The sequence below is a fragment of the Pseudactinotalea sp. genome (assembly GCF_048594945.1).
Classification (GTDB): domain Bacteria; phylum Actinomycetota; class Actinomycetes; order Actinomycetales; family Beutenbergiaceae; genus Pseudactinotalea.
On record NZ_JBMDXJ010000212.1, the window covers coordinates 1 to 12773 of the forward strand.

The 12773-nt window shown below is 70.0% G+C and carries 13 protein-coding genes; 5 read left to right on the top strand and 8 right to left on the bottom strand.

Annotated elements, in window-relative coordinates; genetic code table 11:
* From ACOJSN_RS09345 to ACOJSN_RS09355, 3 genes are all read right to left on the bottom strand, one after another.
* Window positions 1–326 (bottom strand): carbohydrate ABC transporter permease (locus tag ACOJSN_RS09345; RefSeq protein WP_420112225.1); only part of this gene is annotated, 326 nt, incomplete at its 3' end.
* Window positions 327–329: 3 nt separating this feature from the next.
* Window positions 330–1658, bottom strand: coding sequence for an ABC transporter substrate-binding protein (locus tag ACOJSN_RS09350; protein ID WP_420112226.1), 1329 nt, complete (start codon window positions 1656–1658; stop codon window positions 330–332).
* Window positions 1659–1831: 173 nt separating this feature from the next.
* Window positions 1832–2851, bottom strand: coding sequence for a ketopantoate reductase family protein (locus ACOJSN_RS09355; protein ID WP_420112227.1), 1020 nt, complete (start codon window positions 2849–2851; stop codon window positions 1832–1834).
* Window positions 2852–2996: 145 nt separating this feature from the next.
* Between ACOJSN_RS09355 and ACOJSN_RS09360 the strand changes: the two genes are divergently transcribed.
* Entirely contained in the window at window positions 2997–3650 is a 654-nt protein-coding gene (locus tag ACOJSN_RS09360; protein WP_420112228.1) for a class I SAM-dependent methyltransferase, read from the top strand.
* Here ACOJSN_RS09360 and ACOJSN_RS09365 read toward each other — a convergent pair whose 3' ends face one another.
* Window positions 3651–5135 carry an AMP-binding protein gene (locus ACOJSN_RS09365; RefSeq protein WP_420112229.1) on the bottom strand — a complete coding sequence of 495 codons (1485 nt, stop codon included), beginning with the start codon at window positions 5133–5135 and terminating at the stop codon, window positions 3651–3653.
* Window positions 5132–5977 (bottom strand): SDR family NAD(P)-dependent oxidoreductase, encoded by an 846-nt coding sequence (locus ACOJSN_RS09370; RefSeq protein WP_420112230.1) that lies wholly within the window; start codon window positions 5975–5977, stop codon window positions 5132–5134. Before ACOJSN_RS09370 ends, ACOJSN_RS09365 begins: the two co-directional genes overlap by 4 nt.
* Before the next feature lie 54 nt (window positions 5978–6031).
* Between ACOJSN_RS09370 and galE the strand changes: the two genes are divergently transcribed.
* Both galE and ACOJSN_RS09380 read left to right on the top strand, forming a co-directional pair.
* Entirely contained in the window at window positions 6032–7030 is a 999-nt protein-coding gene (gene galE, locus ACOJSN_RS09375; protein ID WP_420112231.1) for a UDP-glucose 4-epimerase GalE, read from the top strand.
* Window positions 7031–7033: 3 nt separating this feature from the next.
* Window positions 7034–7558 (top strand): DUF1990 family protein, encoded by a 525-nt coding sequence (locus ACOJSN_RS09380; protein ID WP_420112232.1) that lies wholly within the window; start codon window positions 7034–7036, stop codon window positions 7556–7558.
* Here the strand turns inward: ACOJSN_RS09380 and ACOJSN_RS09385 are convergent.
* Entirely contained in the window at window positions 7517–9430 is a 1914-nt protein-coding gene (locus ACOJSN_RS09385) for a hypothetical protein (RefSeq protein ID WP_420112233.1), read from the bottom strand. The genes ACOJSN_RS09380 and ACOJSN_RS09385 overlap by 42 nt on opposite strands.
* A gap of 8 nt (window positions 9431–9438) precedes the next feature.
* A complete protein-coding gene (add, locus tag ACOJSN_RS09390; RefSeq protein WP_420112234.1) occupies window positions 9439–10464 on the bottom strand; it encodes an adenosine deaminase in 1026 nt (341 codons plus the stop codon).
* Window positions 10465–10530: 66 nt separating this feature from the next.
* On the opposite strand from add, the gene ACOJSN_RS09395 reads away from it, so the two are divergent.
* Entirely contained in the window at window positions 10531–11520 is a 990-nt protein-coding gene (locus ACOJSN_RS09395) for a nucleotidyltransferase domain-containing protein (protein WP_420112235.1), read from the top strand.
* On the top strand, window positions 11517–11954 hold the full coding sequence (locus ACOJSN_RS09400; protein WP_420112236.1) for a hypothetical protein: 438 nt from the start codon (window positions 11517–11519) through the stop codon (window positions 11952–11954). The genes ACOJSN_RS09395 and ACOJSN_RS09400 overlap by 4 nt, the downstream gene beginning before the upstream one ends.
* Window positions 11955–11969: 15 nt before the next feature.
* Here ACOJSN_RS09400 and ACOJSN_RS09405 read toward each other — a convergent pair whose 3' ends face one another.
* The gene (locus ACOJSN_RS09405; protein WP_420112237.1) at window positions 11970–12770 is read right to left on the bottom strand and encodes an HpcH/HpaI aldolase/citrate lyase family protein; all 801 of its coding nucleotides are present in this window, start codon (window positions 12768–12770) and stop codon (window positions 11970–11972) included.
* Window positions 12771–12773: the final 3 nt, after the last annotated feature.

Consider the following 12773-nt stretch of genomic DNA (forward strand, 5'->3'; position numbering starts at 1 on the left):
ACCACGAGGCGCAGCGGGACCGACACCAGCACGTACGTGAACGTCACGCGCAGCGACTGGTGCAGCCGCGCGTCGTCGAGCATCCGCAGATAGTTCTCGAGTCCGATGAAGTTCGGCGTCTGGATGAGGTTGTAGTCCGTCATCGACAGGTACAGCGACGCCAGCATCGGGCCCAGCGTGAAGGCGAACAGGCCCACGAGCCAGGGCAGCAGGAACAGGTAGCCCGCCTTGTTGTCGCGGCCGGCCTCCTTCCGCTGCGCCGCCCGTTCCTCCGGCGTGCGCGCCTTGCGGGTCTTGAGCTTGGAGAGCTCAGAGATCGCGCTCATGCATCAGCCGCCGAGTTCGGCGACGAGCTCGTCGTGGAAGCCCTGCGCAGCGCCGGCGGCGTCGGTGTTGCCGAACAGCATGTCGGTCGCGTAGCGGAGCAGCAGCGCGCCGAACTGGCCACCACCAGGCGGCGGCGCGATCGGGGTGTCGCCGAGCTCGGGGACGATGTCGTTGATGAACTGCAGCACGCGCTGCTGGGTGCCATCCAGCTGCGACTCGATCGCCGCTGCCACCTCGGTGTTGGCCGGGATGCCGCGCTCGGCCAGCTCGATCTCGCCCGCCTCGGTGCTGTTGATGATCCAGTTGATGAACTCGACCGCAGCCTCGGGGTTCTCGGTCCGTGCGGATACCGACCAGAGCATCGAGGCCTTGTACCAGGCCTTGCGCTGCAGCGCGTCGCCCTGGAGACTCGGGAACCGCAGCACCGCGAACTCCTTGCCGGCGGCGGCCTCGACTGCTCCGAGCTGGTTCGACCAGAACATCGCCATCGCGGTGTTGCCGAGCACGAACGAGCCCTGATCGAGCGCGATCCCGTCTTCCTCGACGATCTGCGAGGCCGACGGGATCGCGCCCGCCTCGGCGAACTTCTGGTGGTACTCGAGCCACGTCACCACGTCGTCGACGGTGAAGCCGGGCGCGTTACCGGGCACGAACAGCTCCTTGCCCTGCTGCCGCAGCCAGCCGCTGAAGAGCGAGTCGTTGGAGATGAAAGTCGAGGTACCGATGACCTCGCCGTTCGAGGCGTCCGTGATCGCGCTGGCGACGTCCAGCCAGTCATCCCAGGTCCACGTCATGTCGTCCGGCAGGTCGACGCCGAGTTCGTCGAAGATCTCCGTGTTCACCATGACGGTGGGTGTGTTGATGCCGGCGTTGACGCCGAAGGTCTTGCCGTCGAGATCGCCGGAGTCCGCCGTACCGTCGACGAACTTGGACACGTCGACGCCGTACTCAGCCAGATCGAGCAGCGCGCCCCGGGCGCCGTACTCGCTGATGTCGGCCATGTCCATCTGGATCACGTCGGGTGCGGTGTTGCCCGCGGTCTGGGTCGCGAGCCGGTCCCAGTAGCTGGCCCACTCACCGGGCTGCTCCTCGATGCTGATACCCGGGTTGGCCTCCACGTAGGCCGCGACGAAGTTGGTGGTGTTGGCATTGCGGACCTCGTTGCCCCACCAGGTGAAGGTCAGCGCGGTTCCGTCGCCGCCCTCACCACCGCCGCCGTTGCCGCCTCCGCCGCCCCCGCCGCCGCCGCGACTACAGCCGGCGAGGCCCAGACCGGCGCCGACGGCGCCCATCGAGGCGAGGGTCAGGAACTGCCGTCGTGAGGTGCCCATGAGGGAGCCCTTTCGCGTCGTTGTCGAGGAGACGGACCACATCCGGATCGGCCGGACACGTGGCGACATGCTAGGTCGCGAGGCTGCGAAATGAAACGACACACAGGAAGTTGCAGCGACTTGTCTCCAAGTTGTGATCTCGCGGTTCGTGTCGAATTCTAGCGCTAGAATCGCTAGCTATCCAGGACGGCTGCCCGTAGCCGGTCAGGAGTCACCGAACCTGGCCTGCTGCCCTGTGCCGCCGCAGCGCGCATCATGAGTGCCAGAGCGGCGTTGATCGGCGCGCGTCGACCGATCCGGTGTGCGATCGTCACGATCTCCCCGTTGAGGTAGTCCGTCTCAGCCGAGCCGCTGCCGCGCTGAAGCGACTGCCAGGTAGAACCGCCCATCTGATCCGGCGCTCCTGCCACCGGACCGGAGGTGAGCTTGCCGCGCGACTGCTGCTCCGACTCCTCGGAGTTCAGCGCGATCCCCGCCGCCTCGTAGAGCTTCCTCGCCTCGGCTCGCGCCGCCTCCGTGATGTCCTCACCCTCGCTCCCCTCACCGAGCAGCGCCTGCACCGCGTTCCCGAGATTGCCCAGCAGCTTGCGGTACTTCCACGGCATCACATCGTCAGGTCTCGGCACGTCGATGCCCGCTCGACCCCATTCCTCGGCGACCTGACCAAGCAACGCCGCGTCGCCGTCGTCGGCCACCGACGCGGGATACCGCGCCACATGCAGGATGGCTCGCACGGGCGCGCAGCGCACGATCACCTCACCCGGCGAGGCGAGCATCGCCGGCATCCACACGCACACCCCGTACACGCGCGCGAACCAACGCAGCGCGATCTCCTCGCTCGCCACACCGTTGAGCGCCGTCAGCAGCGGCAGCCGCTCCCCCGCCGTGCCCACCACGGCGCCGTTCTCGTGCACCGGGGCGTCAGCCCAGGTGGCCAACGCGTCCGCCGCCTGGTGCGTCTTCGTGGCGAGCACGAGCACGTCGTCGGCGCGGAGCTCAGCCTCGTCCGGGGACGCTGCCACCGCAGGGTGGCACGTGAACGTGGTGTCCGGGGTGCGGATCGTCAGGCCGCGCTCCCGCATCGCCGCGAGATGGTCACCGCGGGCGACCAGGAGGGTGTCCGATCCCGTCTCGGCCAGCAGGCCTCCGATTCCTGCGCCGATGGCGCCTGCACCGATGATCACGTATCGCATGGGTACAGACTGCCGGATGCTCCCGGGGGTGTGCTCTTGGTGGTTGTTCCGCGGGCGCGTTGGTCTCCGGCGTCCCTGTGATGTCGCCCTGTCAGGGTTCCCGGAGCGTCGGCCCGGCCGGTGCGACACCTCTAGCCTGGCATCCGTGAAGAGCCACAGATCGAGCAGCACGAACGCTCAGCAGCGAGCTACAGGCACGAGCAGCCAGAACACCACCACCGATCAGCTCCTGCGCTACTACGCCACCGAGATGCAGGAGCGCGCCGACCGACCGCTGGGCGCGGAGCGCACCGCGCGCGTGACCGCGTTCACAGCCGACCTCGCCGACCACGACACGGTCCTCGAGATCGGCTGCGGCGGCGGCCGCGACGGCCGGATCCTCGCCACCGGGCGCGGCCGCTACCTCGGCGTCGACCTCTCGCCCGAAGGAGTGGCGATCTGCCGCGACCTCGGCCTCGACGCTCAGGTGGCCAGCGCCACCGATCTCCCGTTCCGGGACCGCAGCATCGATGCGGTCTGGTCGATGAGCACGCTCATGCACCTGACCGACGACCAGTTCACGACCGCCCTCGCCGAGATCGCCCGCGTGCTCCGCGACGGCGGCGTGGCAGCCATCGGGGTGTGGGGCCACGAGCCGGCTCTCGCGTCCACCGATGAGCACGGCCGGTTCTTCAACCGCCGCACCGACGCTGATCTGCGCCGTGCGCTCGCCCATGTGGGCTCGGTCGAGGAGTTCGAGACGTGGTATCACGATGGGACCGGTCACCACTACCAGTGGGCACGCGTGCGTCGCGGCTGATCAGGCCCGCCGCACTCGCCGCGGTGCCGCGGCCGACCCGAGTTCGGTACGTGCCCGGGCACGCAGCTCTGCCGGGTCGGCCTCGCCCGTCACCTCGACGCTGAGCTCGTGACCGAGCTCAGCGTGCTCACACACGTGCACGACGGCGGAGCTCACCCCCGGCTGACGCGCGAACCACTCGCGGACCCGAGTGAGCGAGACGTTGTGGCCGCCGACGACCACGATCTGGTCGGCTCGACCGTCGATGAACAGGCGGCCCTGCTCGTCGAGGTGCCCGAGGTCGCCGAGCGCAACCCGCTCCGCCTCCGAGTCGGCGTGCCAGGGCGAGGTCACACGCACGTGTCCGACCACGCCGGCGGGCACTGGCTCACCGTCCTCGTCGACGATCTCCACCCGCACACCAGCTGCCGGGCGCCCCACGGTCCCGGGCGCTGCCCGCAGGTCCTCCGGCGTCGCGATCGTGGCGGTCCCCGACTCGCTCGAGCCATAGAAGTCCACCAGCCGGTCCCCGAGCAACCGACGGGTGCGCTCCACGAGCTCACCCTCCAAGGGTGCCGACCCGGTCGCGATCCGTCGCAGCGCGACGATGCCGGGATCCGGGGCGCCCTCGGCGGCCTCGGCCTCGAGAGCGTCGAGGACCATCACCAGCTGAGCCGGGACCACGGCCAGCACCCCGGCCGCGTGGGCATGCACGAGGTCGACGAGCCCGATGCCATCGCGACCGTGCCCCAGAACCGCTGGCGCCCCCACCACGAGCGCCGCCGTCAGCACCGACAGTCCGTGACCGTGTGACAACGGCGGGGCGATCACGACCGATTCGTCGCGATGCAGCTCCAGCGCCCGCATCAGGCTCAGCACCGTGGCGAGCTGCCCGAGCGCGGCACCGCCCCGTTCGGTGGCCTTGGGCGCACCGGTCGTGCCGGAGGTCAGCAGCCTGACGTTGCCGGTGCGCCGTGGGCGGGGCACCGAGCGCAGCGACCGGCCTGGTGAGCGCCCGGCGAGCGTGATCAGATCGAGCACACGCGCGTGGGGTGCAACGGCGCGCACGGCCTCGACCGTCGTGTCATCGACCAGCACCACGTCGACGCCCGCCAAGGCAGCCGTGAGCACCTCGGTTCCCGCGGAAGCCGGGACCAACGCGCTTTCGAGCCCGAGTGCACCCGTGGCCGTCACCCCAGCCAGCAGACCCCGGTGCCCCGCCGCGCAGACGCCGATCTCCCTCCGCGCGCCCTGCCGCACCGCAGCGGCAACGGCGGCGGCGATGCTGTCGATCGCTCCCTCCAGTTCCGTGCCTCGCATCGGCCCGAGGTCGTCGACCAGCAGCACCTTCTGGGGTCGCCCGCGCGCCGCGGCGAGCGCGACGCCGGAGATGCTCGCCCCGTAGCGCAACGTCGCCGGCAGCCCGCGCAGGTCGGCCGGCCGCCACTGCCCGGCGACCCCGACGGCGTCCGGCACCGCATGCCAGGCGGGAGTGTGGGCACTCATGAGGCTCGCCTCCACGCGGCGCCCGACGCCCGATCGACGGCGGCGGGCAGGGCCGCGGTCATCACGCCTCCCAGCCGCCCCCACCAGGGAGCGACCACCCGGGCACGTGTGATGGCGGCCCGGCAGACCCAGGTCGCCGCGTCGTCGGCAGACAGCGCAGCTAGCCGTGTGCGCGCATAGGTCGGTGCGCTCATCGCGGTGCGTGTGAGCGGCAGATGGATCGACGTGACCGCCACGCCGTCGCCACGCAGCTCGGGCGAGATCGAGCGCAGCCAGGCATCGAAGCCGGCCTTGGTGGCGGTGTAGACCGACCACCCCGGCCCGGGGAACACCATCCCGACCGAGCCGACCGAGATCAGCTGCCCCGCTGCCGGCGCCGCTCGCATCGCCGCCAGCAGCGGCAGCGCGAGCGCGATCGGGCCGAGCATGTTGATCCCGGCGAGGCGCGTGACGTCGTGCAGGCGGTCGGTGTAGTCGGCCAGGTCGCGGCGGATGCTGTGGCCGGCGTTGGAGACCAGCAGGGCCGGCGCGCCGTGATCGGCGACGATCTCCTCTCCCACCGCCGTGGCGGCATCGAGGTCCCGCAGATCGACCGGGACAGCCGTCGCGGACCCGCCGCGCTCCACGATCTGAGCGGCGACCGCCTCCAGTGCCTCAGCCCCACGAGCCAGTAGCACCACGTGCGCACCCGCACCCGCACAACGCCGCGCTGCCGCGCGACCGACACCGCGCGAGGCCCCGGTGACCACGACCACACGCCCGCCGACGACCCGACGCAAGGCTCCGCCGTCGACCATGTGCGCACGCATGCCGAGCATCGTCGCGAGAGGTGAGCGGGCCATGCGCCCATCTTTCCGTACGCCTACGATGACGGCTGCGACGAGGAGAGGCGAGACATGAAGGTGCTCATCACCGGCGGAGCCGGGTACATCGGAAGCACGGTCGGACTGGCGTGCCGGGACAAGGGATGGGACGTCGTCGTGCTGGACGACCTGTCCACCGGCCGTGACGAATTCACGGAGGGCACCGCGTTCTACCAGGGCGACATCGCCGACCACGCGCTGATCTCCCGGATCTTCGCCGAGCACCCGGACATCGACGCGGCCGTGCACTGCGCCGCGAAGATCGTGGTGCCGGAGTCGGTCGCGGACCCGATCGGGTACTACCGCAACAACGTAGCCAAGACCATCGAGTTGCTCGACTCGCTACGCCGCGAGGGCTGCACCCGGCTGCTGTTCAGCTCCTCGGCCTCGATCTACGAGCCGGAGCCGGACCTCACGGTCAACGAGCACTCGGCACTGGACCCGCAGAGCCCGTACGCAGCCTCGAAGATGCTGTGCGAGCGGATCATGGCGGATGTCGCAGCCGCGACCGATCTGCGCACGCTCTCGCTGCGCTACTTCAACCCGGTCGGCGGCGACCCGGACCTGCGCACCGGGCTGCAGAACCCCAAGCCGAGCCACGCACTCGGCAAGCTCGTGGACGCCTACACCTACGGCGACGTGTTCACGATCACCGGCACCGAGTGGGCCACGCGTGACGGCTCTGCGATCCGCGACTACATCCACGTGTGGGATCTCGCGAAGGCGCACGTGGCGGCGCTCGAGCACTTCGACGAGGTGTGCACGCCCGAACAGCCCTACCAGGTGATCAACATCGGCACCGGGACGGGTTCGACCGTGCGTGAGCTGGTCGCCGCGTTCACCGAGGTGGTCGGCGAAGGCAACCTCAACGTGGTCGAGGGCCCGCCCCGCCCGGGTGATGTCATCGGGTGCTACACCACGTCCGACCGCGCCGAGACCCTTCTCGGCTGGAAGGCCGAGCTGAGCATCGCCGACGCGATCAGGACCGCGCTGGAGTGGGCCAAGATCCGGCCGGAGCGGCTCGGCGCCTGAGGGATGCCACTCGCTCGGCTCCCTGAGCCCGAGGCCGCGCGACTGCGCGAGCTCCAGCTGAGCTATCCGATCGTCGACGGCGTGCCGCCCGGCTACTGGGCCTACGAGGTCTCGGACGTGATCGGGCAAGGTCGAGACTGCTTCGAGCGGCGGAGTGAGCAGGTGCTCGCTCACGAGGTCTTCCTCCGGTCGGGTATCGGGGTCGCCTCCTCGAGCCCGACGGCGGTGCTGGGGTCGGTGCTGAGAGTGCGGATCCCGGTGGGCCCGCTGCGGTTCACGGGTTTCTCACGCGTGGTGGAGATCGTGGACGAGCCGGGACGCCGTGGGCTGGCCTACGCGACGCTGCCGGGTCACCCTCAGTCGGGGCGTGAAGACCTGGTGGTCGCGATCGATGAGCAGGACGTGGTGCGACTGCACGTGAGCGCGTTCTCCCGGCCCGTCGCCTGGTACGCCAGGCTCGGCCGACCGGTCACGAGAGCACTTCAGCTACGAATGGCCCGGAAGTTCTTGAGGTCCCTCCGCGGCTGACGTGGGGGTGAGAACCGCACTCGAGCCCGGAGCCAGCGTGACGGTGCCGTCGCGGTACGCCGCCCCTGGGGCGCCGTCGATCGCGAGCTCGAGCGACCCTTCACCAAGGATCCCCGCCAGTTCGAACCGGTACGACCTGGCCGTCGCTGCCAGGTTCGTCAACGTGAAGGATCCTGCACCGATCCGGTAGCGCAGCTGGTAGGCCTGCTGATGAAGGGACACCTCACCATGGCCCTGCACGCGCGGCGAGACCAGCAGATCGGCGTCCAGGCACGGGCGCATCCCGAGGTAGTCGTGCAGCAGCACCCAGGAGTACACGCACGGGTACTCGTAGTAGTGCGCGGCACCGTGCCAGGGTGAACCATCCACGTAGTAGACGTGCTCCATGTCGTAGCGCTCCCCCATCACCCAACCATCTCCGGCACCCTGGGCCGCGACGCGCTCGAGCTGCCGCAGCAGCATCGCGCCGTCGCCGCGCGCGGACCAGTACGCCGCGTCCCAGCACCAGTACCGGCCGGCAGCGCAGAGGTCGTACGGGCCGCCGTCACCGATCTCGTCATCGGTGTACTCCGCCACCCGCGCGGACAGGAACGTCGGGAATCGCTGCAGCTCCGGCAGCTCGGCGTCGACCAGCGCCTCGACGTGCTCGCGCTGCTGCGGCGAGGCCGCCCCCACCAGCACCGGCAGGATGTTCGCGAGCAGGTGGATGTGGTCGTGCACCGCGCCCGAGCGGTCCACCCAGTCCACGAATCGCTCGGAGTCGGGATCCCAGTACCCCTGCGGCAGCGGTTGCACCAGGTTCGCGGCCAGTCGGTCGCGGAGCAGCCGGCTCGCCGCCGCCTGGTCTCCCCGGCCTACCTGTTCCTGCAGCTGCGCGAGCAGGTCGAACGAGCGCACCGCCAGCGCCTGCGCGGTGGTCTCACGCCCATCCTTGATCACCTGGTCCTCGTAGTAGACGTCGCCCCAGAGCCGCCCGAGCGGATCGATATGGAGCGAGATCCCGGAGGCGGCGCCCTCGAGGTCCTCGATGTGCGCGCGCAGCCAGGCGATGTCTCCGGTGCGTGCCACGTAGAGCCATACCGACTCGATCACCTCGACATTGCCCGTGACCAGGAACATCACGGCATTCGCAGTGCCGTCCATGCTGTTCCGGCGCACGTGGTACTCCCGCTCGCCGGAGGGCTGCACCGCGCACGGGTCGCGCCACAGCTGCTGCGGGTCCTCACGCATCAACCGCAGCTGCAGCTCGATCATGCGGCGAACCACGTCGTGCTCGAGCTGCCCGCCCCACGCGAGCCTGCCCTTGATCTGGAACTCGTGGTCCACGTCGGGATAGGTGCCGAGGTACGTCTCCGCGAGCGTGCTCACCACGTAGACTCGCCAGTCGGGCGATGCCGCGGCCCTCGTCCGTTCGACCACGGACGGCAGCATCGTCCCCCAGCCGAAGCCGGCCAGCGCGTCGGCGAGCAGATCGCCGCCCGGGATGTCCAACGCGAACCCGTCGCCGTTCGCATCGGTATGGGGGCGCGCACGGTGCCGCACGAGCCTCGCCTCGGGCGCATGGACCGTGAGGTGGACGACGGCGTCGCTCACGTCCGCCTCGATCGCCCCGTTGGCACTCACCTGCCACGCGCCCTCGGACGCGTCGGGGTCGGGCGGGAGCACCCAGCACGTGCCGCGGCCGGTGAGAGTGGTGTGCTGCAGGTCGCTCGGGAGCACGAAGCGCTCGTCGTGGCCGTCGAGCAGGATCACCTGTCCCGGCGGCATCACGAGCTGAAGGATCGCGCTGCCGTGTGCCGTGGCGATCCAGGTGCGGGCGTCGAGGGATGCGAGCTCGCCGGTGGTGATCTGCGGCAGCGCGTGCACGGGCATGGTTCAGGTCAGGTAGTGGACTCAGAGTCTGCGGCCACGAATGCCTCGACCTCGGCCTTGTACCTCGCTTTCTCCTCGTCGGTGAGCCACGAGGCGTCGAAGGAGTTCGTGGCGAGCTGGGCCAGGTCCTCGCGCGTGAGACCCGCGTGCTCGGCGAGTGCCCGATAGTTGGCGGCGACGTAGCCGCCGAAGTAGGCGGGGTCGTCGGAGTTGAGCATCACCCTCGCGCCGGCGCGCAGCAGCTGCACGATCTCCGACGCCTTCATGTCGTTGGTGACGAACGAGTTCGAGATCGGGCAGGTGGTGAAGCCGATGCCCCGCTCGATCGCCTCGGCCAGCAGCGCCGGGTCCTCGACGATGTTGGTGCCGTGGTCGATCCGCTCGACCCCGATCTCGCGCAGCACTGTGCGGATGTTGTCGATCGAGCCGACCTGGTCGATGTCGCAGTGCATGGTCAGGCGCAGCCCGTGCTCGCGCGCCGTACGGAATACCTCGGCGAACTTCTCGGGCGGGTTGTCGCGCTCGTCGGAGTCGAGTCCGACGCCGATGATGTGCTCGGAGTACGGCAGTGCCGCAGCGAGCGTCTCCACGGCGCTCTCGGCGGAGTGGTCACGCAGGAAGCACAGGATCAGCTGCGCGTGCACGCCGACCTCGGCGGCCTCCCGTGCGGCTCGGGCGTAGCCGAGGATGACGTCGGCGATCGGCACGCCTCGGCTGGTGTGGGCCTGCGGGTCGAAGAACGCCTCCACGTGGCGCACACCATCGGCTGCGGCTCGCCGGAAGTAGGCGGCCGCGAGGTCGTGGAAGTCCTGTTCGGTGCGCAGCACCTCCATCGCGGGGTAATACACGGCGAGGAAGGAGGTGAGCGAGTCGAACTCGTACGTCGCGCGCACCTCCTCCACACTGGACTGGCCGATGTCGATGCCGTTGCGGCGAGCGAGCTCCAGCTTCAGCTCCGGCTCGAGGGTGCCTTCGAGGTGCACGTGCAGCTCGGCCTTGGGTAGCCCGGTGGTGAACGCGTCGGAGATCGACATGGGGGTCCTTCGCTCGGAGGCAGATGTGGTGCCAGCGTAGGGCCGAGTGGCTGGCACGATCGTCGGATGGAGCACACCGCCGGACCGATGCGCGCCGCGTTGCTGACCGACCTCCTGGACAGCCTGCAACAAGCCACGATCCCGGTGTGGCTCGGTGGCGGCTGGGGAATCGACGCCCTGATCGGCGAGCAGACCCGTGAGCATCGCGATGCCGACCTGATGTACCCGATCGAGCACGATGCCGAGCTGCGGCGCCTCCTGACCGAGACCGGCTATCGCGTCGAGACGGATTGGTGGCCGGTCCGGGTCGAGTGGGCCGGACGCTCCTACGTCGACGTGCACCCGCTGCGGTTCGATCCCGAAGGCAGCGCGGTGCAGGCCGGACTGGACGAGGCCGAGTTCCACTACCCGGCGTCGGCGTTCGTGCACGGCACGATCGCCGGGAGAGACGTCGGCTGCCTGAGCATCGAGCAGCAGCGGCTGTTCCACTCCGGCTACCCGCTCCGCGCCGTCGATCGTCACGACCTGGCACAGCTGCACCGATTCGAGACGGGTACGGCACCACCGCGCGTCGTGCTGACATGCGGACCCGCCGGCGCCGGCAAGTCGACCTATGCGAAGTCCCTGGAGCAGCAGGGCTTCACGCGCCTGTCCTTCGACGAGTCGGCCTGGGCGCGCGGGCTGCGCCACCACCCGCTCCCGGACGCCGACGGCGCGGCGCTGCACGCCGACCTGCAGCGCCGGCTTCTCGAGCTGGTCACCGCCGGCGACGACGTGGTGGTCGACTCGGCGTTCGTCACGCCGGAGTCCCGGCAGATCTACCGAGACCTGCTGGCGCCGCTCGGTGTCGAACCTGTGGTCCATCTCCTGCACACACCGCGGGAGCTGGTGTTGCAACGACTGCGCGAGCGGCGCGGTGAGCATCCGCACGACGTGGTCGTGCCGATCGACCGCGCTACCTCCTACTACGACGACTTCCCCACCCCGACTCTGGTCGAGGGGCCGATGCTCATCGTCAACGGGGATGCTGACCCGTCCGGTACGTTCGAACGATGACCTCCTCGATGCCGCCGTCGCCGGACGACCCGAGCATGCCGCCGCCGTCGAGCGCAAGGCAGGGCAAGCCCTGGGTCGTCCCTGGCGCGATCGGCGTGGTGGCCGGCCTGGTCGTGGGCGTGCTCATCGGCACGTTCGTCGTCGGAGGCGGCGCTGCCGGCGGCGGCGCCGACGCCGATGCCAGGACCGCCTGCCAGTACATCGACACCGTGTCGGACGATATCGAACCCGATGTCGCCCTGGATCTCGAGGAGCCGACGATCTGGCGCCTACAGGCCATCGGACCGCTCGCCACGGCCGCCGCGACGAGCGACGAGCGATACGAGACCTTCGGCGAACAGGGCGGAGACCTGTACTCCGCGATCAGTCGGCTCGACCACGAGCTGTTGTTCTCGACCCTCGAGGCGATGCAGGAGAGTTGCCGGTCGTTCTGATCGGCCCCATCGGTCTCACACCCGAGCCAGCACCCGCCGAGCCAGCGCCAACACCGGTTCGTCGATCATCTGCCCCTCGAAGCTGAACACGCCCGGGTGGGCACCCGCGGCAGACAACACCGCGCGCGCCCATGCGACCCGCTCCTCGCTCGGCCGATAGGCGGCGCGGATCACCGCCACCTGGTCGGGGTGCAGGCACGCGGTGGCGGTGAAGCCGCTCGCGGCGGCATCCTCGGCCTCGGCCCGCAGCCCTTCCTGATCGGCGAGGTCGGTGTGCACGGCATCGATCGCCGCCTTCCCGTGCGCGCCTGCAGCGACCAGCACGCCCGCGCGGGCGTGCACCGCGACGTCCCGGTAGCTCCCCGAGGGCCAGCGGCTCGACGTTCCCCCGAGCGAGGCCACCAGGTCCTCGGCACCCCACATGAGCGCCACCACACCATCGGCAGCAGCGATCTCGTTCGCAGCCACCACGCCCCGGGCCGTCTCGACCAGGGCGATCGCCTCATACCCAGCCAGCGCCCCGACGTCGCCTGCCGACTCCGCCTTCGGCAGCATCACGGTCCGGTAGCCGGACCCGGCGAGCAGCTCGAGATCGCTCTCCAGCTCGCCCGATCGCACTCCGTTGACGCGCACGATCGTGCGTGCCGGGTCGAGCGGATTCGCCGCCAGTGCCTCGCGCGCCGCAGCCTTGTCCGTCGGAGCGACCGCATCCTCCAGGTCGAGGATGACGGCGTCGGCGCGCTCAGCAGCCTTCCGGTAGCGGTCGGGCCGGCTCGCCGGGCAGAACAGCAGCGCCGGCCCCATCTCGAAGCTCACTGA